The following is a 25,486-nucleotide window of genomic DNA, read 5'->3' as shown; positions in this document are numbered from 1 at the left end:
CCCGTGGTCACGCCCCCGTCCCGAGGTGTGCGCCGGGCCGCCCGGTTCTCCGGGGGCACCGGACGGTCAGCCGAACTGCTGCTCCAGGTCCTTCAGCTTGCGCTCCAGGGAGTCCAGGCGCGGCAGCGCCATGGTGTCGTCCTCCGCGGTGAGGTCGACCGCCACCGGCTCAGAGACGCCGCTGCGGACCGGCTGCAGGGAGGGCCGGTGGCGTACGGGCAGTTGCTCCGCGGTCGATATGGCAGGCTCCGCGGTCGCGGGAGCGGGCCCGCGCTCGACCGCCTGCACCTCGACCCCCCGGGAAGCCCGGCCGACGAAACGGTGGCCCCGGCTGATGGCCTTCAACTGGGCACGCTCCACCCGCTGCTGGTCGCGCCGCCGCTGGCGGGTCTCCTCCTTCTGCCGCTTGTCGTCGCGAACCTCCTCGACCGCCTCGTCGAGGCTGCGCACGCCCTCCAGGAGCATCAGCGACCAGGCCCCGTAGGTCTCCCGGGGTGCGCGCAGCCAGCGGACGATGCGGATCTGCGGCAGCGGACGCGGGACCAGGCCCTGCTCGCGGAGCGCGGCCCGGCGGGTCTGCTTCAGCGCCCGGTCGAACAGGACGGCCGCCGACAGGGACATGCCGGAGAAGAACTGCGGTGCGCCGTCGTGCCCCGCGCCCCGGGGGGCGTGCACCCAGTTGAACCAGGCCGCCGCCGCGGCGAACAACCACACCAGTATCCGGGAGCCGAGGGCCGCGTCGCCGTGGCTGGCCTCACGCACCGCGAGCACGGAGCAGAACATCGCCGCACCGTCCAGGCCGAACGGCACCAGGTACTGCCAGCCGCCGGTCAGTCCGAGGTTCTGCTCGCCGAAGCCGACCAGGCCGTGGAAGGACAGGGCTGCCGCCACCGCCGCACAGCAGAACAGGAGCACGTAGGAGGCCGTGCCGTAGATGGCCTCCTTGCGCCTGCGGCGCTCCTCGCTGCGCTCCCACGAGTCGTCCGCGCTCGCGTTCTCCCCGGAGGGGCGCTTGCCGCGCGCGAGCACCGCCACCGCCGCCAGCACGCCCAGGAGCAGCACGGCGCCCGGAAGCAGCCAGTTCAGCGATATGTCGGTCAGTCTCATCACGGGTCCCTTGCATTGGGATGGGGCGTAACGCCCGCCATAGTGGCCCACTCCCGACGGCCCTCAGGGGGTTTCGGGGCAAGAGGCCGCCAATAAGGTGCAAGGGAGATGCCCAGGGCGGCTTTCTGCTCGAACTGCCGCGTGAGGGGCGGGAGTTGAGTTCGAATAAGACTACCCGTACGGGTGGTTCCTCGGAAAGTTCCTGCGACAAGTGAGGAAGTTGTGAATCCGCAGTCCGAGGTCCCGTCCTGCGGGCGGGTGGTCCGATCGCGATGATCTTAGTGGACGCGGAGCCGTGCTCCGTCCCTGACGGCCACTCAAGCGGCCGCGGCAGCCGCGAGCTTGACGATCCGGTCGCTGTCGCAGGTGCGCGGGCAGGTGGCGCAGGTGTCCTCGGGGGCCACGGTGTAGAACATGCAGCAGCTGACCCGGTCCCGGGTGGGCAGCGGCCGGCCGTCCGGACCGGTCAGCTCCCGGAAGGCGGCGGAGCCCGCGTACGGTTCGGTGGCGCCGGGCAGCAGCAGCTCCAGTTCCCGTACGGCCCGCGCCTCCTCGGTGCCGCCGAGGACGCCGGCGACGTACCAGAGCCCCTCCACGACCTCGTCGGTCGCCATGCCCCACAGGGCCCGCCCGCGCCGCCGCATGCGGGGCCCGAAGGCGGCCAGCACGGGTGCCAGGTGTTCGGCGACGGCCGCCCGCACCTCGCCGCGCAGGGCTTCCTCGCCGGCTACGACGACGGCGCCGGGCAGCGCCGCCGCGGGGTCGTCCGGCAGGCAGGCGAAGGCGCGGGGGCGCACCGCCATGCGGCCGGCGGCGCGGTCGTACGAGACGTCGACCACGGGCAGCCGGGGGACCCGGCGGTGCAGGAACCACGGCACGGTGATCGTCAGACAGGCCGGCCAGGCGTAGCGGTGCAGGCCGAAACCCGCGAGGACGTCCGGGCGGGCGGGTCGTCCGTGGTCCCGCAGCACCTGCGCGTCGTCCCAGGCGAGGAAGGCGTCGAGGTCGGCGCCGCCCGCCGCGAGCCCGGCGGCGCCGACCCAGCCGCCGCCGTGCGGCAGCGGCTGCGCAGGGTCCAGGAGGGACACGTCGAGGAACCCGGAGCAGGCCTCGCCGAGGCGGGCGTAGGCGGCGGCGAGCGGCGAGGCCGCAGCGGGCATGGCGGAACCACTCCTCCGGGTCACGGCCGGGCTGCACAGGCAAGGCTTACCTTATCCACCGCTCGGGAATTTGACCTACCGCCCGGTACCTCTAAGGTGCTTGACGGACAGGTGACAACACGTCGTTAATGACCCCAAGTACCGACAAGCCGCCAGGAGGACCCGTGAAGCAGGGCGTGCAGGACTCCGCCGGCCCGGGCATACCGCGGGCCGGTGCGGCGGGCATGGCCCGGGTGCCGGCCCAGCAGCGCGCCGCGGACGCCCTGGACGGGGTGCGCGAGCGCGACACCCCGACGCACGGGGTGCGGGGCGAGCACACGCACGCCGAGCGGCCCCTTCCCGGGGCGCGGCCGCCCGTGCAGCGCAGCTCGGTGCGCGGGCAGATCCTGGACGCGCTGCGCACGGCGCTGGTGGCCGGCGAGCTGAAGCCGGGCGAGGTGTACTCGGCCCCGGTCCTCGGCGATCGCTTCGGTGTCTCCGCCACGCCCGTGCGGGAGGCCATGCAGCAGCTCGCGCTGGAGGGCGCCGTCGAGGTCGTGCCCAACCGCGGCTTCCGGGTGATCGAGCGGGGGGCGCGGGAACTGGCCGAGCTGGCGGAGGTGCGGGCGCTGATCGAGGTGCCGGTGATGCTGCGGCTCGCCCGGAGCGTGGCCGCGGAGCGGTGGGCCGAGCTGCGTCCGCTCGCGGAGGCGACGGTGCGGGCGGCCGCGTCCGGCTGCCCCGCCGCGTACGCGGAGTCCGACCGCGCCTTCCACGTGGCGCTGCTCGGTCTGTCGGGCAACGTGCAGCTGGTCCGGATCACCGAGGACCTCCACCGGCGCTCCCAGTGGCCGCTGGTCGGTGGGCCGGTACGGCACCGGCGGGCCGACCTCGTCGCGGACGCGGCGGAGCACGTCGCAATGCTGGAGGCGTTGATCGCTGGGGAGCCGGACGTGGTGCGGCGTCTGGTGGGGGAGCACTTCGCGGGCGCGAGCTGAGCGCCGCCGGATCCTCGCCGTACCCCTTCCCGCCCTCCCCGGCCGCGGACCGTCGTGCCCACCCGCCCGGCTCCCCGCGCCCCTTCCGCTGGCCCCGCCCGCCGCGCGGCCGGCCGCCCGCTGCCGGGCCTTCGCCGTGGCCTCGTGTACGCCGTCCTCCGGCCGTGGGCCCGTGGTGGCCGGTCGCCCGGTTCCTCGCGCCCCTTCCGCTGGCCCCGCCCGCTTAGGCCGTGGCCGCGCCCGGGGTGGGTGGGAGGAGCTGGCGGGAGAGCCAGGTGGGTACGCCGCCGAGGAGGCGGAAGAGGCGGCCGGCCTCCTCGCGGAGCCGGGACGCCTCCGGTTCTGACTCCGCGTCGGCGAGCGAGGCCAGCGCGGGTGCCGTACCCACCAGGTAGCCCAGCTCCTCCCGGATCCGCAGCGACTCGGCGAAACCGTGCCGCGCCTCGGCCAACTCCCCCTCGCGCAGGGCGAGTCCGGCGAGGTGGCGCCAGGTGAAGGACAGCAGCAGCTGGTCGGCGTGGGCCGCGGCACCCGCGTGCGCCCGGCGGTACGCGGCCCGGGCCGCCTGCGGGGAGCGTGTCAGGTTCTCGGCCAGCAGCCCCCGGCGGAAGTCCAGCAGGGGCCGCCCGGCCGCCCCCGGAGGGATCAGCGCCGCCGCCCGCCCCAGCGCGGCCCGCGCCTCGTCGGCCCGGTCGCGCACCCCGTGCAGCGTCGACGCGTAGGCGAGCTGGCCGCGTTCGCAGGCCGCGGCACCCCGCTCCTCGTCGCCGTGCGCGAGCGCCTCCGCCGTCCGCAGGGCGTCCTCCGCCTCCGCCCAGCCCCGCTCGGTGTACAGGCACCGTTCGACCAGCAGGGTGGCCCGCTGCAACGCCGTCGCCGGGGTGTCGGGCGGCAGCAGGGCCGCCGCGTCGGCCCAGCAGGCCCGCGAGCGCAGCCGCCATACCGCGGTCTGGAGAGGATCGTCACCGGCGGTCGTTCCGTTACCAGACATGGCGGTATGCGCCACGTTGCCCTCCCCGAGCACGCCGTCGAGCTGTTGAGTGGTGGCGGCATTCCAGCACCTATCGCGGGCCGGGCCAAGAGGGTGGGTGAAAGATTTCACAAAGTGGCGGCCGCGGGAGTGACCGGGTTCGGCCGCTCCGCGACCCCGCTGACCTCAGCTCATGCGCAGAGCGAGGAAGAAGTCGAGCTTGTCCTCCAGCCGGGAAAGATCCCGTCCCGTCAACTGCTCGATCCGCCCGACCCGGTAACGCAGTGTGTTGACGTGCAGGTGGAGACGGGTGGCGCAGCGGGTCCAGGAGCCGTCGCAGTCGAGGAACGCCTCCAGGGTCGGGATCAGCTCCGCCCGGTGCCGGCGGTCGTAGTCCTTCAGGGGGTCCAGCAGGCGCGCCGTGAACGCGCGGCGCACGTCGTCGGGGACGAACGGGAGCAGCAGGACGTGCGAGGCCAGCTCCTGGTGGCCGGCGGCGCAGACCCGGCCGGGGCGGGCGGCGGCCACCCGGCGGGCGTGCCGGGCCTCCTCCAGCGCCCCGCGCAGCCCCTCCGCGGAGTGCACGGCCGCGCTGACCCCGAGGGTGAGCCGCCCGTCGTCGTTCAGGCCCGCCGACAGCGGTTCGCGCACCGACTGCAGCAGTGAATCGGCCAGCAGACCGGATTCCGAGCCGTCGTGCTCGGAGGAGACGGCGGGCAGCGGGACCAGGGCGATCGCCTCGTCGCCGGTGTGCGCGACCGCGATGCGGTCGGACGGCTCGGGGCCGGTCGCCAGCGGGTCGGCCAGCACTTCCTCCAAGAGGGACTGGGCGACCGGACCGCCCTCGATCTCCTCGCCCTCCCACTCCACCCGGGCCACGACGACCTGCCAGTGCGGGGCCGCCCCCAGGCCCGGCAGCAGCACCGGCGCGGCCACCCGCAGCCGGGCCGCGATCTCGGCGGGCGCGGCGCCCGTCTGGACCAGCTCCAGCACCTCCTGGGCGAGCCGGCGCCGCACCGTACGGGCCGCGTCCCGGCGGTCGCGCTCGACCGCGATCAGCTGGGTGACGCCCTGGAGGAGGTCCATGCGCTCCTCGGGCCAGTCGCCGGCGTCCGCCTCGACGGCCAGCAGCCAGTCCGACAGGACCGTCTCGCGCACGTCCCGGGAACGGCCGGAGGAGCGGATCGGGAACAGCGAGTACGTCGCACCGCCCAGCAGGAACCGGTGCGGGCCGCGCCGGCCGGTGCGGACGGCGGCCAGGTGCTCGGCGGCGAGCTTCGCGCAGGTCTCGGCGGGCAGCGCCGGACCCGCCTCCTTCGAGCCCGCGATCAGCCGGCCGGTCGGCGAGAGCACCCAGGCCTGCAGGTCCAGGTCGGAGCCGAGCAGGTCCAGCACCACGTCCGGCCCGCCGCCCGCCGGACCCGAGGTCATCATCCGGCGGTGCCGGTCCACCACGGCCGCCAGGTCGCCGGCCCGCTCGCTGGAGACCTGCCGTACGACGTGCTCGGTGATCGTCGCGAACGCCACCGACTCGTGCACCGCGAACAGCGGCAGCCGGTGCCGCGCGCAGGCCAGCACCAGGTCGTCCGGCACATCGCCCAACTCGGCCTCGCCCGCCGCGAGAGCCGCCACACCGGCCTGCACGAGGATGCGGACGAAGGGTTCGGAGTCGTGGGCGTCCCGGCGCCAGGCCAGGCCGGTGAGCACCAGTTCACCGCCGGAGAGGTAGCGGGTGGGGTCGCGCAGGTCGGTGGTCATGACGCCGCGGACCGAGCGGTTCAGCTCGTCCTCGCCGCCGAGCAGCCGCAGGCCCAGCGCGTCGGTGTCCAGCAGTGCGCGCAGCCGCATCTCGTCGCCGCCGTTCTTTTGTCTCGAAACCTACGATGGATCTTGGAGGGTGACGGAGGAGCCACCCGGAACCGGACGCGCGGGGACGCACTCCGGGGCCTCCGTGCCGTTTCCTGCGTTTCCCCAGAGAAACCGGGAGGTTGCCGGGGACCTCCGTTCATACGAATCTACAAGATGCTCACCTTGGCCAGCGAACTCCTTCATGGTTTCGGTGACTGACCCCGCTGGAGCAGTGGGCGGTGTACTGAGTCCACTCCGCGTTAACAGGACATGAACGAGCCGGGCCCGCCGCACACGGATTGGCTCAATCTGGACGACCCACGAGACGAAGAAGAGAGCCGGTCATGGACTTCCTTCGCCCCGCCAGCTGGGAGGAGGCGCTCGCCGCGAAGGCCGAGCACCCCACCGCTGTGCCGATTGCGGGTGGCACCGACGTGATGGTCGAGATCAACTTCGACCACCGCCGGCCCGAGTACCTGCTCGACCTCAACCGCATCGGCGACCTCCTCGAGTGGGAGGTCGGCGAGGACACCGTGCGGCTGGGTGCCTCCGTCCCGTACACCAGGATCATGGAGAGTCTCCGTGCCGAGCTGCCGGGCCTCGCGCTCGCCTCGCACACGGTCGCCTCCCCGCAGATCCGCAACCGCGGCGGCGTCGGCGGCAACCTGGGCACGGCCTCGCCCGCCGGTGACGCCCACCCCGCCCTCCTCGCGGCCGGCGCCCAGGTCGAGGTCGAGTCGGCCGCCCGGGGCACCCGGTTGATCCCGATCGACGAGTTCTACACCGGCGTCAAGCGCAACGCCCTCCAGCCCGACGAGCTGATCCGCGCCGTCCACGTGAAGAAGGCGGACGGCCCGCAGCAGTACTCGAAGGTCGGCACCCGCAACGCGATGGTCATCGCCGTGTGCGCCTTCGGTCTCGCCCTGCACCCCGAGACCCGCACCGTCCGGACCGGCATCGGCTCCGCCGCCCCGACCCCGGTGCGCGCCAAGGCCGCCGAGGAGTTCCTGAACGCGGCCCTGGAAGAGGGCGGCTTCTGGGACAACGGAAAGATCATCACCCCGTCGGTCGCCAAGCAGTTCGCGGACCTGTGCTCCGGCGCCTGCAACCCGATCGACGACGTCCGGGGCACCGCCAGCTACCGCCGCCACGCGGTCGGCGTCATGGCCCGCCGGACGCTCACCTGGACCTGGGAGTCGTACCGCGGTACCCGCCGCGCATCTGAGGGAGCTGCGTAATGCGCGTCAATTTCACCGTGAACGGACGCCCGCAGGAGGCCGACGACGTCTGGGAGGGCGAGTCCCTGCTGTACGTCCTGCGCGAGCGCCTCGGCCTGCCGGGTTCGAAGAACGCCTGCGAGCAGGGTGAGTGCGGCTCCTGCACGGTCCGTCTGGACGGCGTGCCCGTGTGTTCCTGCCTGGTCGCGGCCGGCCAGGTCGAGGGCCGCGAGGTCGTGACCGTCGAGGGCCTCGCCGACTACGCCAGGCAGCGCGCCGAGGGCGCCTGCGCGAGCGGCGCCTGCGGCACGACGCTGCAGGACGCCCAGCAGTGGCAGGCCAAGGGCGGCACCGACTCGCAGACCGGCGAGGGCACCGAACTCTCCGCCGTCCAGCAGGCGTTCATCGACGCCGGCGCCGTCCAGTGCGGCTTCTGCACCCCGGGCCTGCTCGTCGCCGCCGACGAGATGCTGGAGCACAACCCCAACCCGACCGACGCGGACATCCGCGAGGCGCTGTCGGGCAACCTGTGCCGCTGCACGGGCTACGAGAAGATCATGGACGCGGTCCGTCTTGCGGCCGCACGTCAGTCCGAGGGGGTCTGACATGCCGACGAACGGCGCCCCTACGAAGATCACGCAGGGCTCGAAGACCAAGGGCGGCATCGGTGAGTCCACGCTCCGCCCCGACGGCACCCTGAAGGTCACCGGCGAGTTCGCGTACTCGTCCGACATGTGGCACGAGGACATGCTGTGGGGCCAGATCCTGCGCTCCACCGTCGCCCACGCCGAGATCCTGTCGATCGACACCGGCGAGGCCCTGGCCATGCCCGGTGTCTACGCCGTCCTGACCTACGACGACCTGCCCACCGAGGTGAAGAACTACGGCCTGGAGATCCAGGACACCCCGGTCCTCGCGCACGGCAAGGTACGCCACCACGGCGAGCCGGTCGCGCTCGTCGCCGCCGACCACCCGGAGACGGCCCGCCGCGCCGCCGCCAAGATCAAGGTGGAGTACAGGGAGCTGCCCGTCATCACCGACGAGGCCTCCGCGACCGCGCCGGACGCGATCCTCGTCCACGAGGGCCGCGACGACCACCACTCCGGCCACGTGCCGCACCCGAACATCGTCCACCGCCAGCCGATCATCCGGGGCGACGCCGACGAGGCCGCCAAGAGGGCGGACGTGATCGTCAGGGGCGAGTACACCTTCGGCATGCAGGACCAGGCCTTCCTCGGCCCCGAGTCCGGCCTCGCCGTGCCCGAGGAGGACGGTGGCGTCCACCTCTACATCGCCACCCAGTGGCTGCACTCGGACCTCAGGCAGATCGCGCCCGTGCTCGGCCTGCCCGAGGACAAGGTGCGCATGACGCTGTCCGGCGTCGGCGGCGCGTTCGGCGGCCGCGAGGACCTGTCGATGCAGATCCACGCCTGCCTGCTGGCGCTGCGCACCGGCAAGCCGGTCAAGATCGTCTACAACCGGTTCGAGTCCTTCTTCGGGCACGTCCACCGCCACCCGGCCAAGCTCTCCTACGAGCACGGGGCGACCAAGGACGGCAAGCTCACGCACATGAAGTGCCGGATCGTCCTGGACGGCGGCGCCTACGCCTCCGCCTCCCCGGCGGTCGTCGGCAACGCCTCCTCGCTGAGCGTCGGCCCGTACGTGGTCGACGACGTCGACATCGAGGCCATCGCCCTCTACACCAACAACCCGCCCTGCGGCGCCATGCGCGGCTTCGGCGCGGTCCAGGCGTGCTTCGCCTACGAGGCGCAGATGGACAAGCTGGCGGCGAAGCTCGGCATGGACCCGGTGGAGTTCCGCCGGCTGAACGCGATGGAGCAGGGCACCGTCATGCCGACGGGCCAGCCCGTCGACTCGCCCGCCCCGGTCGCCGAACTGCTGCGCCGCGTCAAGGCGATGCCGATGCCGCCCGAGCGCCAGTGGGAGTCCAGCGAGGGCGCCGACGTACGGCAGCTGCCCGGCGGCCTGTCCAACACCACGCACGGCGAGGGCGTCGTACGCGGGGTCGGTTTCGCGGTGGGCATCAAGAACGTCGGCTTCTCCGAGGGCTTCGACGACTACTCCACCGCCAAGGTGCGCATGGAGGTCGTGGGCGGCGAGCCGGTCGCGACCGTGCACACCGCGATGGCGGAGGTCGGCCAGGGCGGTGTCACCGTCCACGCGCAGATCGCCCGCACCGAGCTGGGGGTCGCCCAGGTGACCATCCACCCGGCCGACACCCAGGTGGGTTCGGCGGGTTCGACCTCGGCCTCCCGGCAGACGTACGTCACCGGTGGCGCCGTGAAGAACGCCTGCGAGCTGGTCCGCGAGAAGGTCCTCGACCTCGGCCGGCGCAAGTTCGGCTCCTACCACCCGGCCTGGGCGACCGCCGAACTCCTGCTGGAGGGCGGCAAGGTCGTCACCGACGGCCGCGAGGTCCTCGCCGACCTCGTCGAGGTCCTGGAGGGCGAGGCCGTCGAGATCGAGGCGGAGTGGCGGCACCGGCCGACCGAGGCCTTCGACCTGCGCACCGGGCAGGGCCACGGACACGTCCAGTACTCCTTCGCCGCGCACCGGGCGGTCGTCGAGGTCGACACCGAACTCGGCCTGGTCAAGGTCATCGAACTGGCCTGCGCCCAGGACGTCGGCAAGGCGCTCAACCCGCTCTCCGTCATCGGCCAGATCCAGGGCGGTACGACCCAGGGCCTGGGCGTCGCCGTGATGGAGGAGATCATCGTCGACCCCAAGACCGCGAAGGTCAGGAACCCCTCCTTCACGGACTACCTGATCCCGACGATCCTCGACACGCCGACCATCCCGGTCGACGTCCTCGAACTCGCCGACGACCACGCCCCGTACGGGCTGCGCGGCATCGGCGAGGCCCCGACCCTGTCGTCCACCCCGGCCGTCCTCGCGGCGATCCGGAACGCGACCGGGCTGGAGCTCAACCGCACTCCGGTACGGCCCGAGCACCTCACGGGAACCGCGTAACACCCGCAGCTCTCCGGGCGGCGCAGGGAACGTCACACACTCCGCCGCGCCGCCCGGAGGAACCCTCTTCGAGTTCCGCTCCGCTCGCGGTCCTTGAAGTACCCGGAATCTCGTTCGCCTCGGGCCGTCCCCCGGGTCGTCCATTCCCAAATCCCGTGACCGCCGAGGCGGTCGGACGGGTGCCCCTGTGAACCTTGGGAGATGGCACCATGACCCAGCAGTCAGTGGAGCCCAGGACCGCAGCCGACGACGCCGCCGATGGCAGTCGCGTCCCGGCAGGGCGGTCCTGGCTCGACCGGTACTTCCACATATCCAGAAGAGGATCCACGGTCGCGCGTGAGGTGCGCGGCGGCATCACCACCTTCATGGCGATGGCGTACATCCTCCTGCTCAACCCCCTCATCCTGTCCGGCAAGGACGCGGCGGGGGACACGCTCGGCCAGAAGGCGCTGATCACCGCGACCGCGTTCGCGGCGGCCTTCACCACGCTGCTGATGGGTTTCGTCGGCAAGGTGCCGCTGGCGCTCGCCGCCGGGCTGTCCGTCTCCGGCGTGCTGTCCTCGCAGGTCGCCCCGGCGATGACCTGGCCGCAGGCCATGGGCATGTGCGTGATGTACGGCGTCGTCATCATGCTGCTGGTCGTCACCGGTCTGCGCGAGATGATCATGAACGCGATCCCGCTCGCGCTCAAGCACGGCATCACGATGGGCATCGGCCTGTTCATCGCGCTCATCGGCTTCTACAAGTCCGGCTTCGTGCACCAGGGCAAGGCGACCCCGCTCGCCCTCGGCCCGGCCGGTGAACTCGCCGGCTGGCCGGTCCTGCTCTTCGCCGGCACCCTGCTGCTGATCTTCATGCTGCAGGCCCGGAACGTCCCCGGTGCCATCCTCATCGGCATCGTCTCCGGCACCGTCGTGGCCGCCGTCCTGAACGGACTCGGCGTCATCGACCCCGGGCAGTGGGCCAACGGGGCCCCCGAACTGCACGGCACCGCGGTCTCGATGCCCGACTTCTCGCTCTTCGGACACGTGGAGTTCGGCGGCTGGGGCAAGGTCGGCGCGATGACGGTCGGCATGATCGTCTTCACGCTCGTGCTCGCCGGCTTCTTCGACGCGATGGCCACCATCATCGGCGTCGGCACCGAGGCCAACCTCGCCGACGACAAGGGCCGTATGCCGGGCCTGTCCAAGGCGCTGTTCATCGACGGCGCCGGCGGCGCCGTCGGCGGTGTGGCGGGCGGTTCCGGGCAGACGGTGTTCATCGAGTCGGCCACCGGCGTCGGCGAGGGTGCCCGCACCGGCCTGGCCTCCGTCGTCACCGGACTGTTCTTCGCCGCCTGCCTGTTCTTCACCCCGGTCACCGCGATCGTCCCGCAGGAGGTCGCCTCCGCCGCCCTGGTCGTCATCGGCGCCATGATGCTGATGAACGCCCGGCACGTGGACTGGGCCGACCGCGCGACCGCCATCCCGGTCTTCCTGACCGTCGTCCTCATGCCGTTCACGTACACCATCACCAGCGGTGTCGCCGCGGGCGTCATCTCCTACGTGGCCATCAAGACCGCCCAGGGCAAGGCACGTGAGATCGGCGCCTTCATGTGGGGTCTGGCGGTCATCTTCCTGGTCTACTTCGCCCTTCATCCCATCGAGAGCTGGCTGGGCGTGCACTAGGCCCTGTCTGACCATTCGCGTCTGCCGCGCGACGCCCTGCACGCACTCTCGCCGCACCGGCCCCGGACCCGAGTACGTCCGGTACGAGCGCCTGGGGCCGGCACGCCGAGAGCACGCACCTGACGCCGCGCGGCCGCCCTCCGGGCGACGACGCGAATCGTCAGACAGGACCTGGCCGCCCCGCCCGGAGCCCCCGCAACCCGTGAGGAGACCGACAGATGCTGGACATCGCCGAGGAGCTGAACCGGTGGGTCGAGCAGGGCCGTGACTTCGCCGTCGCCACCGTGGTGGCCGTCGGGGGCAGCGCCCCGCGCCAGCCCGGCGCCGCTCTCGCGGTGGACGCCGAGGGCACGGCCATCGGATCGGTCTCCGGCGGCTGCGTGGAGGGCGCCGTGTACGAGTTGTGCCGGCAGGCGCTCGAGGACGGGGAAACCGTCCTCGAACGCTTCGGCTACAGCGACGAGGACGCCTTCGCCGTCGGCCTGACGTGCGGCGGCGTCATCGACATCCTCGTCACGCCGGTCCGGGCGGACGGTCCCGCCCGGCCGGTGCTCGCGGCCGCCCTGGCCGCCGCCGCGCGTGGGGATGCGGCGGCGGTCGCGCGGATCGTGGACGGCCCGGCCGAGCTGCGGGGCCGGGCCCTCCTGGTCCGCTCCGACGGATCCTGGCAGGGGGGCTTCGGCGCCCACCCCGAGCTGGACCGCACGGTCGCCGCCGAGACCGGCGCCTTCCTGGACGCGGGCCGTACCGGCACCCTGGAGATCGGCGAGCGGGGCTCGCGCTGCGGCGCCCCGCTCACCGTCCTGGTCGAGTCCTCCGTCCCCGCGCCCCGGATGATCGTCTTCGGCGCGATCGACTTCGCCTCGGCTCTCGTCCGGGTCGGCACGTTCCTGGGCTACCGCGTCACGGTGTGCGACGCCCGCCCGGTGTTCGCCACCCGCGCCCGCTTCCCGGAGGCCGACGAGATCGTCGTCGAGTGGCCGCACAGGTACCTGGAGCGCACCGAGGTCGACGGCCGGACCGTCCTGTGCGTCCTCACCCACGACGCCAAGTTCGACGTACCGCTGCTCGAACTGGCCCTGCGGCTGCCGGTCGCCTACGTCGGCGCGATGGGCTCACGCCGTACCCACCTCGACCGCAACCAACGGCTGCGCGAGGTGGGCGTCACCGAGCGGGAACTGGCCCGCCTGCGCTCCCCGATCGGCCTGGACCTCGGCGCCCGTACGCCCGAGGAGACGGCCCTGTCCATCGGCGCGGAGATCGTCGCCAACCGGCGGGGCGGCAGCGGGGCCGCCCTGACCGGCGCCCACACGCCCATCCACCACGACCCGGCATCCCGCCCGCCGGTCCGCATCGACTCCGTGGCCTGAACCGCCGGCCCGGCCCGGCCTCCGTGGCCCGAGCCGAGGGCACGGATCGGCCTCCGCCGCCTGAGCCGACGGCCCGGCCGCCGCCGGCCCACGGCCCGGACGGCCTCCGCCGCCTGAGCCGACGGCCCGCACCGGCTCCGTGGCCTGAACCGCCGGCAGGGCGCCGGTGGCGGTCAGGGCCGTCTGAGCAAGTGGTTCGCCGTGCGGCCGAACAGGACGCGGGCCGTCTGTTCCAGGGCGCCGTCGAAGGCGCGGGGCAGGAAGCGGACGCGCAGGTCCTCCCGCCAGACCACCCGGCTACGGCCCCCCGGTCCCGGCCGTACCTCGATCTCCGCCCAGCCGAGGACCACCCTGCCGCGTTTCTCCAGGCGGCACAGGCCCGGCTCGCCGTCGGCGGGCGGCCGCCAGACGGTCACCTCCATCACGTCGTCGACGGCCAGCGGGCCGATGCCCGAACGGGCCACGAAGCGGCTGCCCTCCCGGGTCGGCGGGGGCGTGAGCACTCTGACCCGGGTCAGCGGGACCGCGCCGGCGTGACGCGGCCAGTCCGTGAGCCGGCGCCACGCCTCGTCGAGGGGGAGCGGGGCCGTACGTTCCAAGCAGAAGGTGGGCACGGCACGATCGTAGGCAGTGACCGCCGGTAGCCTGCGCGTTCGCCTCGCGGCCCGCTCCCGCGTCGCCCGAAAGGGTATCCGCGGCAGGCGGGTTCGGGGCCGGCCGGCAGGCTCAGGGGCGGTACACCTCGCCGGGCTCGGCCTTGCCGGGCGCCAGCAGCTGAGGAACCGTCACGAAGACGTAGCCGCGCTTCTTCAGCGCGTCGATGATGCCGGGGACGGCCGGTACGGTGCCGTCGTAGAGGTCGTGCAGCAGGATGATCCCGTCCCGGGAGGCCTGCGCGAGGACCCGCTTGGTGATGAGCGCGGAGTCGGTGGTCGCGTAGTCCTTGGCGGTCACGCTCCACAGCACCTCCGCCAGACCCTCCTCCTTGGCGATCTCGTGCACGTCGGTGTCCGTACGGCCCTGCGGCGGGCGCATCAGGGTGGGCCTGCGCCCGGTGAGCCGCTCGATCTCGTCGTCCGGGCGCTTCAGCTCCGCACGTATCTCCTTGTCCGATATCTTGGTGAGGATCTTGTGGTCCCAGGTGTGGCTCGCGACCTCGTGGCCCTCGGCCGCCATCCGCTTGACCAGTTCCGGGTACTTCTCGATGTGCCCCTTGCCGAGCAGGAAGAAGGTGGCCGGGACCTTCTTCTCCGCCAGGACGTCGAGCAGCCGCGCCGAGTGCTCGCTGGGTCCCGCGTCGAAGGTCAGCGCGATGCACCTGGCCTTGCGGCAGTCGACGGTCCCGAACCCCGCCGGCGCGCCGTGTGCCGCCTCGGCACGCGCGGTGCTCGGCGAGGTCGTGTCGACCTGGGCGCAGCCGGACAGCGCCAGCGCCAGAGCGACCGCGGCCGAAGTGAGCGCGGCGGGACGCAACCCGCGACGCCGTCCGCTCGTCTTCCTGGTCGCGTGGGTCCGGATCGTGTCGATCGAAAGAGGCATGCCGGGACTATACACTCAGCGTATAGCTCACATGTTCGAGCCCCCAGGTCGCGATCCTCCCGGTGCCTCACCGCCGTTGCACCATGGAAGGAGACGCTCCGCGGAGGAGGACGACCATGCGCTTCCGGGACCGTGCGGAGGCCGGACGGGAACTCGCCGGACTGCTGAGCGCCGCCCACGCGCGCGGCGACCTCCCCGACCCCGTGGTCCTGGCCCTGCCCCGCGGCGGCATCGCCGTCGCCGAGCCGATCGCCCGCGCCCTGGGCGCACCGCTGGACGTCCTCGTCGTGCGCAAGATCGGCGCCCCGCACCATCAGGAGTTCGCCGTCGGCGCGCTGGCCGGCGACGACCCGCCCCTGTTCGACGCGGACACCCTCGACCGGCTGGGGCTCACCGAGGAGTCCCTCGCTCCCGCGGTGGAGCGCGAGCGGCGGGAACTGCGCCGCCGCGAGGAGCGCTACCGCGGCGACCGCCCGCTCCCGGACCTGGCCGGCCGCACGGTGATCGTGGTCGACGACGGCCTGGCCACCGGCGCCACCGCCCGCGCGGCCCTGCGCCACGCCCGGCGCCGGCGCCCCGCGCGGCTCCTGCTGGCCGTACCCGTCGGCGCCCCCGGCGCCGTGGACCTGCTCGCCGCCGAGGCGGACAGCGTCCTGTGCCCGCACCGCCCGGCCGGATTCTCCGCCGTCGGGCAGTGGTACGAGGACTTCGAGCAACTCACCGACGCGCAGGTGCTCGCGGCCCTGCACGGGCACTGAGGCGCCGGGACCGCAAGCGCGCCGCGGGCCGGCCTCCCGCCCCGGCGGCCGCTCAGAGCCAGTCCCGCCGCTTGAAGACGACGTACAGACCGCTGCACACGACCGCCATCAGGGCGATCGCGAAGGGGTACCCGCCCGTCCAGTGCAGCTCCGGCATGTGGTCGAAGTTCATCCCGTAGATCGTCCCCACCAACGTGGGGGCGAACAGGATCGCCGCCCACGACGAGATCTTCTTGACCTCCTCGTTCTGTTCGAAGCCCGCCTGCGCCAGCGCCCGCATCTCCGCGTTCTGCTGCTGGGTGACGAGGGTCGCGTTGACCGTGAGGATCTCGGTGAGGGCCTGGCGGAAACCGTCGACGCGTTCACTGATGTGGGTGACGTGGTCGGCCACGTCGCGCAGGTAGCGCTGCAGCTCCTCGTCGGTCTCGTACTTGGCGAAACCGGCCATCAGGCCGTGCAGCATGCCGACCAGCGGGCGCGTCGCGCGCTGGAACTCCACCATCTCCCGGGAGAGCTCGTAGATGCGGCGGGAGACCTCGGGGTCGCCGCGGAACACCTCGGTCTCGATCTCGTCGATGTCGGTCTGGACCCCCTGGACCACCGGGGCGTAACCGTCCACCACCGCGTCGAGGATCGCGTACAGGACCGCCTCCGGGCCGAGTGCCAGCAGCTCGGGGGAGTCCTCCATACGGCGTCGGACCGCCGACAGGTCGGGCGCAGCGCCGTGCCGGACCGTGAGGACGAAGTCGGGGCCGACGAACACGTGCAGCTCCGCGAAGTCGACCTCCTCCGGCGCGTCCAGGTAGCGGGCCGCACGCAGGACGACGAACAGCGTGTCACCGTACCGCTCCAGCTTCGGCCGCTGGTGCGCCTCCATCGCGTCCTCGACGGCGAGCGGGTGCAGGCCGAACTCGGCGGCCAGCGACTGCAGTTCCGCTCCGGTGGGGCGGGCGAGGCCGATCCAGGCCATGCCCCGGGGCTGCTCACGCAGCTCGCGGTAGGTCTCGGCGAGCGTGCCGGGGGAGGAGACGCGGACGCCGTCGCGGTACAGCGCCGCCCGGAGGATGCCCGCCGGCTCTGCGGGCTCCGCCCGGCTCGGCTCCTGCGGGGGCGCCCCGGCGGCCGGCTGGGGCGCGGTGCCGGCACGGCGCCAGACCGGCCTGCGGCCGCCGTTCCTGCCGTCCGATCGCTCGGCCATCGTCCGCCTCTCCGTAGCGCCCGTGTGCGGGCGTGCGGACCGCGGCGGGCGTACGAGCAGGATATCGGCGGCACCCGGCCCCACGCCGGACCCGGCCGCGCGTGCGGGCGTCGGCCGGGCGGAGGTCGGCCCCGCGGCGGGAGCCACCGGGCGACGACGGACTGGACCCACCGCCGGCACGCAGCCGCCGCGTGCCACTGGGGCGCACGTGGATAGGGAGGCGTTGCGGGCCGCTCGTGGTGGCTCGCAACGCCCCCCTGGCATCTGCCCGAGCGAGGCTCGGGGGGCGGTCTTCCGGTTACGAGTTGACCTGCGCGGTCACCAGGTTCGAGAAGGTGGTCAGCCGGGTGTAGACACCCGGGTAGCCCGCCTCCGCGCACCCCTCGCCCCAAGAAGTGATCCCTGCCAGGACGCCCCCGATGAGCAGGGGACCGCCGCTGTCGCCCTGGCAGGTGTCTACGCCGCCGGAGGAGTATCCGGCGCACACCATGTCGGACTGGACGAAGTCCGAACCGTAGGAGGAACGGCAGCTGGAGTCGGACGCGATCGGCACGGTCGCGGTCCGCAGCTGGTTGGAGGAGCTGCCGTTCTCCGAGGTGGTGCCCCAGCCGAGGATGCGGGCCGTGGTGCCGGCCGCGTACACGCCCGTCTGGGAGGAGGAGACGTACGAGGCCGGTGTGTACGGCATCGACGTCGACAGGGTCAGCACGGCCACGTCGTCGCCGTTGGTGGCGTCCGTGTAGTCCGGGTTGACCCAGATCTTGCTGACCCGGCTCACCGTGCCGTTGGTGCCGTTCAGGTAGGTCCGGCCACCGACCACGCGGACGCTGCTCGTGGTCTCGCCGGCCATGCAGTGCGCGGCCGTGACGACCTTGTTGGACGCCACCAGGGTGCCGCCGCAGAACTGGTTCTGGGACGCGTCCGTGATCTGCATCACGAAGGGGTACGCGGTCGTCGTGGTGGTCGTCCCGCCGACGATGGGCTGGGGGGCGGCGCTCGCCGTGGGGGAGGCGAGCAGCGCGGTCGCCGCGGCGGCGGCGGTGGCCACCAGGGTCGCGGCGGTCTTTCTGGCACGTGGGGTCCCGAACATGAGTCTCCTCAGTGGGGGTTGCACCGGTGGGGTTCGCGCGGGTGTGGGGGTAGAGCATGGGGGTCGCGGGACCGACCCCCATGTGCCCGGGCGAGCGGCACGCCCATTACGCTAGGACCCGGAACCCTTGGCTCCCAATGAGGGAACCCCCTAGGGGGTTGGGTGAGGGAAAACCCTCGGTCCGGTTCAGTTAACAAGGGCGGTGCTCAGTTCGCGCGCCGACCTGCCGCCAATCGGACGATGTCCACGCGCGATCGGATCCCCAGCTTGCGGTAGACCCGGGTCAGGGTCGCCTCCACCGTCTTCACGCTGATGAACAGCCGGGCGGCGATCTCCCTGTTGGTGGCGCCCTCCATCACGAGCGCGGCGACCTGACGCTCCATCGCGGCCAGGATGTCCAGCGCGTCCAGGGCACCCGGCACGGCCCTCGCGGGTTCCGGCTCCCGGGTGGCACGGGCTTCGTCCAGCTGGCGGAGCCAGGGCAGCGCCCGGCAGCGGCGGAACATCCGGGCGGCCTCGTCGGCGGCCGCGCCCACCCGGGCCGCCTCCGCGCCGCCCGGGCCCGGCGCCCGCCCCGGGCGCAGAGCCGGCAGCCGGGACAGCGCGAAGGCGGCCCGCGCCTCCTCCAGACCGTAGCCGAGTTTGCCGAGCCGGTCCTGAGCGGACGTCAGCTGGGCTATCGCCGCCTCCACGTCGCCCCGGGCGGCGCGCACCAGGGCCTCGGCGCGGTCGAGGACGGCGAGGACGCTCTCCCGCCCGAGCCGGAGTGCGTGCTCCCGGCTCACGTCGATGACGTCCTGCGCCTCGGCCGGTTCACCGATCCGGACCAGCGCCTCGGCGAGATCCCCCTGCCAGCGGCCCCGGGCCGGGTCGGTGATGCCGAGGTCCAGCTCCAGGCTGCGCACCCGGCGCAGCGAGCGGACGGTGCCCGCCGGGTCCCCGGCCACCAACTGGGCGTGTCCGAGCGCGCCCAGGGCCCGGGAGAGGTACATCTGGTCGCCGTCCTGCTCGGCGTGCTCCACGGCCTCCCGGGCGAGGGCCAGTGCCCGGTCCACGTCTCCGCCGGACGCCTCCGCGAGCGAGGTGAGCATCGCCGAGGCGGTCTCGCCGATCCCCGAGTCCCGGGCGAGCCGCAGGCTCTCGCGGGCCAGCTCCAGAGCGCGGCCGCAGTGCCCGGCGCGCAGTTCGGTTTCGGCGAGCCCGCGCAGGAAGTGCACCTCGCTCTCCACCGAGCCGCGCCGGCGCACCTCGCGCAGCAGCGCGGTGACCGTGGCCCGGGCCTCGGCCAGCTGGTCGCCCATGACCAGCCAGCGGAACCGGGCGCTGCCCGCCCCGTTGTGATGACAGGCCACCCTGGGGTCCTGGGGCTCGCGCAGCGCGCGCTTGATGGTGCGGGGTGCCTCCGGATGGCCCATCAGGGTCTCCGTCTGCGCCTGGAAGGCGAGGGCGAGCAGTTCGGTGCGCCGGTCCTTGCCGCGCGCGGCCAGCTCGGCCGCGTGCGCGGCGGCCTGCCGCGCCTCGGTGAAGTCGCCCTCCACGATCAGCGCCCGCCAGGCCAGCTGGTAGTGGACGAGGGCCAGCAGCCGGGGGTCGTCGCCGGCGTCGGCGAGGGCCTGCGGGAAGACGGCGTCGACCTCCGCCATGGTGTGGCCCGCGGTGTCGATGACGATCATCCAGGCCCGCACCCGGTCCGCGGGCACGCTCGCCCGGGTCAGCACCTCCCGGGCGATGTCCCGGGCCAGGTCGACCTCGCCGGCCGTGATCGCGTCCTCGGCGGCCTGCAGCCGGCGCTCCTCCTGGCTCGGCACGCCGCAGCAGGGGGTGTGCCGGGCGGCGAGCAGCCCCAGATGGGCGGCGACCGAGGGCGCCCCGCGGTCCCGGGCCAGGGACGCGGCCTCGGCGAGCCGGGCGGCGACCTCCGGATCGGTGCCGGTGGTGGCCAGCGCCAGATGCCGGGCCCGCTCGATCGGGTCGGAGGCGGCGGTGGACAGCGCCGCGTGTGCGGCCCGCCGCTCGTGGGCGGGGGCCTCCGCGTACAGCGCGGCGGAGATCAGCGGGTGCGCGAACCGTACGGCCGGCGCGTCGGGCTCGGTGGCCAGCAGCCCGAGTTCGGCCGCCTGGGCGCACTCGGCCTCGGCGTGCTCCCGGCCGGCCGCGTGCAGCAGGGCCGGGGTGGGGCGGGCGCCGGCGCTGGCCACCAGCAGGGTGCGACGGGCCTCGACGGACAGCATGTCCAGGCGGCTGAGCACCAGGGCGCGCAGCGAGGTGGGCACGGGCAGCGGCTCGCCCGGCCGGGGCGGGGTGGGGCTTTCGGCGAGGGCGCGGCCGAGTTCCAGCGCGAAGAGCGGGTTGCCGCCGCTGGTGCGGTGGATCTCGCGGACCGTGGAGCGGGGCAGGTCGCCGTGCCCGCGGTGGTCGAGGAGATGGGCGACCTGGGTGCGGGTGAGCGGGCCGAGCCGGACGGCGTGCGTGTCCGGCGGGCAGGCCCGCAGGTGACGGTCGTACTCCTGGCTCTCCTGGCCCTCCGTGCGCACCGCGCACAGCAGTTGCACGGGGGTGCCCCCGAGGCGCCGGGCGGCGAAGCCGAGCAGTTCGGCGCTGGCCGGGTCCAGCCACTGCAGGTCGTCCGCGACGAGCAGGACGGGGCCCCGGGCGGCGAGGGCGCGCAGCGCGGAGAGCACCGCGAGGCGCAGCGCGAGACCGTCGCGCTGGAGGCTGGACTCGCCGCGCCCGGTGAGCGCCGACTCCAGGGCGGTGCGCTGGGCGGCGGGCAGCCGGGGGGCGACGTCGTCGAGGACGAGACCGAGCAGGTCGGCGAGCGCGAGGAACGGGAGGTGGGATTCGGACTCCGTCGCCGAGCAGCGCAGGACGGTGCGCGCGGTGGCCGCGTATTCCTCGGCCAATGCCCGCAGGACGGTGGATTTCCCAATTCCGGCGGGGCCGTGGAGCAGCACGCTGCCCCCCGAGGCGAGTTGGTCGCGGGCGGCCGTGAACAACTCCTCGCGGCCGATGACCAGGTCGGGGCGGCACCTGGCAGACTCCTGGAAGTCCCGTCGCACGGTCACCGCTCCCCTCGTGTGTCGTGTTCGGGCCAAATACTAGGCAACGATCCTTGAAATCCGGACGCAAGCCGTGGTGAGGGAAATAACAAACGGTCAAGCATAGGGAAATTCAACGCATCGTGGCATGAATGGGCAGGTTTCGACGCCGGAGCCTGCCCGGCCGTCCTACGGCAGCAGCCCCGCCCTGCGGGCCGCCGTCACCGCCTCCCCTCGGGTGTGCGCGCCCAGTTTCCGCATCGCCGAGCGCAGATAGCCCTTGACCGTCTCCGGGCGCAGCCCCAGCCGCTCGGCCACGGCCGCGTTGGTGGCACCCTCCGCCACCCAGGAGAGCACGTCCAGTTCGCGCGGCGCCAGGCTCGCGCCCGTGCCCGGCCGAGGCGCGGTCAGGAGCCCGCAGGCGGCCAGCAGTTCGGCCCGCAGCCCGGGTTCGGTGATCCGCGGCGCCAGGGCCCGCAGCGCCGCGTGCGCCTCGCGCACCTGCTCCCACGCGGAACCGGGCCGCGCGTCCACCGGTTCGGGCCGGGCCGCCGCCAGCAACTCCCGGGCCTCGTCCCGGACCACCAGCGCCTGCTCCACATCCCGTGCCACCGCCATCGCCGAGCCCAGCGCGCGGTCGCCGAGCGGCTGGGCCGAGCGCAGCGCGCCGTACAGCACCCCGCGCACCCGCCGCCGTACGACGACCGGCACCGCCAGCACCGAGCGGATGCCCTCGGCGGCCACCGGGACGTCGTACTCGTGGCTGATCTGCCGGGAACTGGAGTAGTCCGTCACCGCGCACGGCCGGGCGAGCGCCACCGCCTTGCCGCCGAGCCCGTTGCCCGAGGTCACCGCGAGCGAGCGCAGGGCGGCCGTGGCCGTGCCGCTCAGCTCGCTGATCCGGATCCGCGGCCGGCCGGACTCGACCAGCCCGCCGAACGCCACCGGAAGTCCCGTGGCACGACGCAGCCGGACCAGCCCACCGCGAATCTCCGCCGCCGCGACGGCCTCTGCTGCCACCTCATCGCTCCTTCGGCACGGCTCACCTGTGCACTGCACCCCCGTTCGGGGGTAGTGAGACCTGCATCACGGATTAGACGATGCCAGAGAGCCGCCCGGCAATGGTCCGGATACACGGGAGTGAACCGGAGGGAGCACCCGACACCGGCGGAGAGTGCCCGGAGGTGAACGACCACGAAAGCATGGAGGACGCAGATGACGACGGCGACCGAGGTCTTCCGGAGCGCCCGGGACTTCCTGCTGGAACACCGGGAGGACTACCCCACCGCCTACGCGGGCTTCCGCTGGCCGCGGCCCGAGCAGTTCAACTGGGCCCTGGACTGGTTCGACGTGATCGCCGCCGGCAACGACCGCACCGCCCTGCACATCGTGGAGGAGGACGGCACCGAGACCCGGCTGTCCTTCGCCGAACTGGCCGAGCGCTCCAACCGGATCGCCCACTGGCTGCGCGAGCGGGGCGTCGCCGCCGAGGACCGCATCCTCGTCATGCTCGGCAACCAGGCCGAGCTGTGGGAGACCGCGCTGGCCGCGATGAAGCTGCGCGCGGTCGTCATCCCGGCCACGCCGCTGCTCGGCCCCGCCGACCTGAGCGACCGCGTCGAGCGGGGCCGCGTGAAGCACGTGATCGTGCGGGCCGGCGACACCGCCAAGTTCGCCGAGGTACCCGGCACCTACACCAGGATCTCCGTCGGCGGCCTGCCCGAGGAGGGCTGGGAGCCGTACGAGGACGCGTACGCGGCTCCCGCCGAGTTCCTCCCCGACGGACCCACCCTCGCCGACGACCCGCTGATGCTCTACTTCACCTCGGGCACGACCGCCCACCCCAAGCTGGTCGAGCACACCCACGTCTCCTACCCCGTCGGGCACCTGGCCACCATGTACTGGATCGGCCTCCGGCCCGGCGACGTGCACCTGAACATCTCCTCGCCCGGCTGGGCCAAGCACGCCTGGTCCAACCTGTTCGCGCCGTGGAACGCAGAGGCGACCGTCTTCATCCACAACTACACGCGCTTCGACCCGGAGCGGCTGATGGCCGAGATGGACCGGGCCCAGGTCACCACCTTCTGCGCCCCGCCGACCGTGTGGCGCATGCTCATCCAGGCCGACCTCGGCCGGCTCGCCACCCCGCCCCGCGAGGTCGTGGCCGCGGGCGAGCCGCTCAACCCCGAGGTCATCGAACGGGTGCGGCAGGCCTGGGGCATGACCGTCCGGGACGGCTTCGGGCAGACCGAGACGGCGGTCCAGGTCTCCAACAGCCCCGGCCAGGTGCTGAAGACCGGCTCCATGGGCCGCCCCAGCCCCGGCTACCGCGTCGAACTCCTCGACCCGGTCTCCGGCGCGCCCGGCGCCGCCGAGGGAGAGATCTGCCTCGACCTCTCCGAGCGCCCCGTCGGCCTGATGACCGGCTACCACGGCGACCCCGACCGCACGGCCGAGGCCATGGCCGGCGGTTACTACCGCACCGGTGACATCGCCTCCCGCGACGAGGACGGCTACCTGACCTACATCGGCCGTGCCGACGACGTCTTCAAGGCCTCCGACTACAAGATCAGCCCGTTCGAGCTGGAGAGCGCGCTGCTGGAGCACCCGGCGGTCGCCGAGGCCGCCGTCGTGCCCGCCCCGGACGAGCTGCGGCTCGCCGTGCCCAAGGCGTACGTCGTGCTCGCCGAGGGCTTCGATCCCGGACCCGGCACCGCCAAGGCCCTCTTCGAGCACTCCCGCGAGGTGCTCGCCCCCTACAAGCGCATCCGCCGCCTGGAGTTCGGCGCGCTGCCCAAGACGGTCTCCGGCAAGATCCGCCGGATCGAGCTGCGCGAGGCCACGGCCCAGGGCTCCGACGACGAGTACCGCGAGGAGGACTTCCGGTGACCACGCAGCCGTCGTACACGCACGGGACGGGAACCACCGCACAGCCGTCGTACGCGCACGGGACGGGAACCACCGCACTGCTGGGTGACACCATCGGGGCCAGCCTCGACCGGGCCGTCGCCGCCTGGCCGGACCGTGAGGCCTTGGTCGACGTTCCCTCCGGACGGCGCTGGACCTACGCCGAATTCGTCGCCGACGTCGACCGGTTGGCGTACGCGCTGCTCGCGAGCGGCGTCGACAAGGGCGACCGGGTGGGCATCTGGGCGGTCAACTGCGCCGAGTGGGTGCTCGTGCAGTACGCCACCGCACGGGTCGGTGCCGTCATGGTCAACATCAACCCGGCCTACCGCACCCACGAGGTCGAGTACGTCCTGAACCAGGCCGGCGTCTCCCTGCTGTTCGCCTCCCTCAGCCACCGCGGCAGCGACTACCGGGCGATGGTGGAGGAAGTACGCGGCGGCTGCCCGCGGTTGCGGCAGGTGGTGTACATCGGCGACCCCAGCTGGCAGGAGCTGCTCCGGCGCGGCACGCCCGACCTGGCCGAGGAGTTCGCCGCCCGCACGAGCCGGCTGTCCTGCGACGACCCCATCAACATCCAGTACACCTCCGGCACCACCGGCTTCCCCAAGGGCGCCACCCTCTCCCACCACAACATCCTGAACAACGGCTACTTCGTGGGGGAGTCGGTCGCCTACACCGAGCAGGACCGGATCTGCATCCCGGTGCCCTTCTACCACTGCTTCGGCATGGTGATGGGCAATCTCGCCGCCACCTCGCACGGCGCCTGCATGGTCATCCCGGCACCCGCCTTCGAACCGAAGGCCACCCTGGAGGCCGTGCAGCGGGAGCGCTGCACGTCCCTGTACGGCGTCCCGACGATGTTCATCGCCGAGCTGAACCTCCCCGACTTCGCCTCCTACGACCTGTCCACCCTGCGCACCGGCATCATGGCGGGCTCACCCTGCCCGGTGGAGGTGATGAAGCGGGTGGTCGCGGAGATGCACATGGCGGAGGTCTCCATCTGCTACGGCATGACGGAGACGTCACCGGTGTCCCTGCAGACCCGCATCGACGACGACCTGGAGCACCGCACCGCCACCGTCGGCCGCGTCCTGCCGCACCTGGAGGTCAAGGTCGTCGACCCGGTCGACGGTGTGACCCTGCCCCGCGGCACGGCGGGCGAGTTGTGCACCCGCGGCTACAGCGTGATGCTCGGCTACTGGGACGAGCCGGAGAAGACCGCCGAGGCCGTCGACGCGGGCCGCTGGATGCACACCGGGGACCTCGCCGTGATGCGCGAGGACGGGTACGTCGAGATCGTCGGCCGCATCAAGGACATGATCATCCGCGGCGGCGAGAACATCTACCCGCGCGAGATCGAGGAGTTCCTCTACGCCCACCCCGGGATCCGGGACGTCCAGGTCGTCGGGGTGCCGCACGCGAGGTACGGCGAGGAGGTCCTGGCCTGCGTCATCCCGTCCGAGGCGGCCGACCCGCTCACCCTGGAGGAACTGCGCGCCTTCTGCGAGGGCCGGCTCGCGCACTTCAAGATCCCCACCAGACTCCAGATCCTCGACTCCTTCCCGATGACGGTGTCCGGAAAGGTGCGCAAGGTGGAGCTGCGCGAGAAATACCAGGTGTGAGACGACCGGGATCGAGCATCCGCT

The 25,486-nt window shown here is 73.0% G+C and carries 19 protein-coding genes; 9 read left to right on the top strand and 10 right to left on the bottom strand.

Annotation, left to right across the window (positions count from 1 at the left end):
* Window positions 1–66: 66 nt before the first annotated feature.
* On the bottom strand, window positions 67–1,107 hold the full coding sequence (locus ABVB68_RS23935; RefSeq protein WP_353603161.1) for a DUF2637 domain-containing protein: 1,041 nt from the start codon (window positions 1,105–1,107) through the stop codon (window positions 67–69).
* A 317-nt stretch (window positions 1,108–1,424) separates the two neighbouring features.
* On the bottom strand, window positions 1,425–2,267 hold the full coding sequence (locus ABVB68_RS23930; RefSeq protein ID WP_353603160.1) for a (2Fe-2S)-binding protein: 843 nt from the start codon (window positions 2,265–2,267) through the stop codon (window positions 1,425–1,427).
* Between the two features lie 164 nt (window positions 2,268–2,431).
* Here ABVB68_RS23930 and ABVB68_RS23925 point away from each other — a divergent pair, with 164 nt between their 5' ends.
* Complete coding sequence (locus ABVB68_RS23925; protein ID WP_353603159.1) at window positions 2,432–3,244, top strand: GntR family transcriptional regulator; 813 nt, start codon at window positions 2,432–2,434, stop codon at window positions 3,242–3,244.
* Between the two features lie 223 nt (window positions 3,245–3,467).
* On the opposite strand, the gene ABVB68_RS23920 is transcribed toward ABVB68_RS23925, so the two are convergent.
* Complete coding sequence (locus tag ABVB68_RS23920) at window positions 3,468–4,250, bottom strand: hypothetical protein (RefSeq protein WP_353603158.1); 783 nt, start codon at window positions 4,248–4,250, stop codon at window positions 3,468–3,470.
* 150 nt (window positions 4,251–4,400) lie between these two features.
* The gene (locus tag ABVB68_RS23915) at window positions 4,401–6,062 is read right to left on the bottom strand and encodes a PucR family transcriptional regulator (RefSeq protein ID WP_353603157.1); all 1,662 of its coding nucleotides are present in this window, start codon (window positions 6,060–6,062) and stop codon (window positions 4,401–4,403) included.
* Window positions 6,063–6,406: 344 nt separating this feature from the next.
* Between ABVB68_RS23915 and ABVB68_RS23910 the strand changes: the two genes are divergently transcribed.
* The 5 genes from ABVB68_RS23910 to ABVB68_RS23890 all read left to right on the top strand — a co-directional run bounded on the left by ABVB68_RS23910 (window position 6,407) and on the right by ABVB68_RS23890 (window position 13,307).
* Window positions 6,407–7,300 (top strand): FAD binding domain-containing protein, encoded by an 894-nt coding sequence (locus ABVB68_RS23910; RefSeq protein ID WP_353603156.1) that lies wholly within the window; start codon window positions 6,407–6,409, stop codon window positions 7,298–7,300.
* Window positions 7,300–7,884 carry a (2Fe-2S)-binding protein gene (locus tag ABVB68_RS23905; RefSeq protein ID WP_353603155.1) on the top strand — a complete coding sequence of 195 codons (585 nt, stop codon included), beginning with the start codon at window positions 7,300–7,302 and terminating at the stop codon, window positions 7,882–7,884. The genes ABVB68_RS23910 and ABVB68_RS23905 overlap by 1 nt, the downstream gene beginning before the upstream one ends.
* A 1-nt stretch (window position 7,885) precedes the next feature.
* Window positions 7,886–10,270 carry a xanthine dehydrogenase family protein molybdopterin-binding subunit gene (locus ABVB68_RS23900; protein WP_353603154.1) on the top strand — a complete coding sequence of 795 codons (2,385 nt, stop codon included), beginning with the start codon at window positions 7,886–7,888 and terminating at the stop codon, window positions 10,268–10,270.
* 209 nt (window positions 10,271–10,479) lie between these two features.
* Window positions 10,480–11,937 (top strand): NCS2 family permease, encoded by a 1,458-nt coding sequence (locus ABVB68_RS23895; RefSeq protein ID WP_353603153.1) that lies wholly within the window; start codon window positions 10,480–10,482, stop codon window positions 11,935–11,937.
* A 218-nt stretch (window positions 11,938–12,155) separates the two neighbouring features.
* On the top strand, window positions 12,156–13,307 hold the full coding sequence (locus ABVB68_RS23890; RefSeq protein ID WP_353603152.1) for an XdhC family protein: 1,152 nt from the start codon (window positions 12,156–12,158) through the stop codon (window positions 13,305–13,307).
* A 173-nt stretch (window positions 13,308–13,480) separates the two neighbouring features.
* On the opposite strand, the gene ABVB68_RS23885 is transcribed toward ABVB68_RS23890, so the two are convergent.
* Window positions 13,481–13,921 (bottom strand): SRPBCC family protein, encoded by a 441-nt coding sequence (locus ABVB68_RS23885; protein WP_353603151.1) that lies wholly within the window; start codon window positions 13,919–13,921, stop codon window positions 13,481–13,483.
* Window positions 13,922–14,033: 112 nt separating this feature from the next.
* Window positions 14,034–14,846 (bottom strand): polysaccharide deacetylase family protein, encoded by an 813-nt coding sequence (locus ABVB68_RS23880; protein ID WP_353603150.1) that lies wholly within the window; start codon window positions 14,844–14,846, stop codon window positions 14,034–14,036.
* Window positions 14,847–14,962: 116 nt separating this feature from the next.
* On the opposite strand from ABVB68_RS23880, the gene ABVB68_RS23875 reads away from it, so the two are divergent.
* A complete protein-coding gene (locus ABVB68_RS23875) occupies window positions 14,963–15,604 on the top strand; it encodes a phosphoribosyltransferase (protein ID WP_353603149.1) in 642 nt (213 codons plus the stop codon).
* A 52-nt stretch (window positions 15,605–15,656) separates the two neighbouring features.
* On the opposite strand, the gene ABVB68_RS23870 is transcribed toward ABVB68_RS23875, so the two are convergent.
* From ABVB68_RS23870 to ABVB68_RS23855, 4 genes are all read right to left on the bottom strand, one after another.
* Window positions 15,657–16,802 carry a magnesium and cobalt transport protein CorA gene (locus ABVB68_RS23870; RefSeq protein ID WP_353603148.1) on the bottom strand — a complete coding sequence of 382 codons (1,146 nt, stop codon included), beginning with the start codon at window positions 16,800–16,802 and terminating at the stop codon, window positions 15,657–15,659.
* Window positions 16,803–17,100: 298 nt separating this feature from the next.
* Entirely contained in the window at window positions 17,101–17,892 is a 792-nt protein-coding gene (locus ABVB68_RS23865) for a S1 family peptidase (RefSeq protein WP_353603147.1), read from the bottom strand.
* Window positions 17,893–18,098: 206 nt separating this feature from the next.
* Window positions 18,099–20,957 carry an ATP-binding protein gene (locus ABVB68_RS23860; RefSeq protein ID WP_353603146.1) on the bottom strand — a complete coding sequence of 953 codons (2,859 nt, stop codon included), beginning with the start codon at window positions 20,955–20,957 and terminating at the stop codon, window positions 18,099–18,101.
* 162 nt (window positions 20,958–21,119) lie between these two features.
* Window positions 21,120–21,950: a helix-turn-helix transcriptional regulator gene (locus tag ABVB68_RS23855; RefSeq protein ID WP_353603145.1), complete on the bottom strand. Its 831-nt coding sequence runs from the start codon at window positions 21,948–21,950 to the stop codon at window positions 21,120–21,122.
* Between the two features lie 195 nt (window positions 21,951–22,145).
* On the opposite strand from ABVB68_RS23855, the gene ABVB68_RS23850 reads away from it, so the two are divergent.
* Together ABVB68_RS23850 and ABVB68_RS23845 are read left to right on the top strand one after the other, a co-directional pair.
* Window positions 22,146–23,819, top strand: a complete 1,674-nt coding sequence (locus ABVB68_RS23850) for an AMP-binding protein (RefSeq protein ID WP_353603144.1) — start codon at window positions 22,146–22,148, stop codon at window positions 23,817–23,819.
* Window positions 23,816–25,462: an AMP-binding protein gene (locus ABVB68_RS23845; RefSeq protein ID WP_353603143.1), complete on the top strand. Its 1,647-nt coding sequence runs from the start codon at window positions 23,816–23,818 to the stop codon at window positions 25,460–25,462. Before ABVB68_RS23850 ends, ABVB68_RS23845 begins: the two co-directional genes overlap by 4 nt.
* Window positions 25,463–25,486 lie beyond the last annotated feature (24 nt).

The organism is Streptomyces sp. NPDC096012 (assembly GCF_040426375.1).
Taxonomy (GTDB): domain Bacteria; phylum Actinomycetota; class Actinomycetes; order Streptomycetales; family Streptomycetaceae; genus Streptomyces.
Note: the sequence above shows the minus strand (reverse complement) of the source record. Positions and strands in the feature narration are given on the sequence as shown.

What these genes read in the sequence shown, in the direction of transcription:
- ABVB68_RS23935 (WP_353603161.1), bottom strand. Translation starts at nt 1,107, where the DNA reads ATGAGACTGACCGACATATCGCTGAACTGGCTGCTTCCGGGCGCCGTG.
- ABVB68_RS23930 (WP_353603160.1), bottom strand. Translation starts at nt 2,267, where the DNA reads ATGCCCGCTGCGGCCTCGCCGCTCGCCGCCGCCTACGCCCGCCTCGGC.
- ABVB68_RS23915 (WP_353603157.1), bottom strand. Translation starts at nt 6,062, where the DNA reads ATGCGGCTGCGCGCACTGCTGGACACCGACGCGCTGGGCCTGCGGCTG.
- ABVB68_RS23910 (WP_353603156.1), top strand. Translation starts at nt 6,407, where the DNA reads ATGGACTTCCTTCGCCCCGCCAGCTGGGAGGAGGCGCTCGCCGCGAAG.
- ABVB68_RS23905 (WP_353603155.1), top strand. Translation starts at nt 7,300, where the DNA reads ATGCGCGTCAATTTCACCGTGAACGGACGCCCGCAGGAGGCCGACGAC.
- ABVB68_RS23900 (WP_353603154.1), top strand. Translation starts at nt 7,886, where the DNA reads ATGCCGACGAACGGCGCCCCTACGAAGATCACGCAGGGCTCGAAGACC.
- ABVB68_RS23895 (WP_353603153.1), top strand. Translation starts at nt 10,480, where the DNA reads ATGACCCAGCAGTCAGTGGAGCCCAGGACCGCAGCCGACGACGCCGCC.
- ABVB68_RS23890 (WP_353603152.1), top strand. Translation starts at nt 12,156, where the DNA reads ATGCTGGACATCGCCGAGGAGCTGAACCGGTGGGTCGAGCAGGGCCGT.
- ABVB68_RS23880 (WP_353603150.1), bottom strand. Translation starts at nt 14,846, where the DNA reads ATGCCTCTTTCGATCGACACGATCCGGACCCACGCGACCAGGAAGACG.
- ABVB68_RS23875 (WP_353603149.1), top strand. Translation starts at nt 14,963, where the DNA reads ATGCGCTTCCGGGACCGTGCGGAGGCCGGACGGGAACTCGCCGGACTG.
- ABVB68_RS23870 (WP_353603148.1), bottom strand. Translation starts at nt 16,802, where the DNA reads ATGGCCGAGCGATCGGACGGCAGGAACGGCGGCCGCAGGCCGGTCTGG.
- ABVB68_RS23865 (WP_353603147.1), bottom strand. Translation starts at nt 17,892, where the DNA reads ATGTTCGGGACCCCACGTGCCAGAAAGACCGCCGCGACCCTGGTGGCC.
- ABVB68_RS23850 (WP_353603144.1), top strand. Translation starts at nt 22,146, where the DNA reads ATGACGACGGCGACCGAGGTCTTCCGGAGCGCCCGGGACTTCCTGCTG.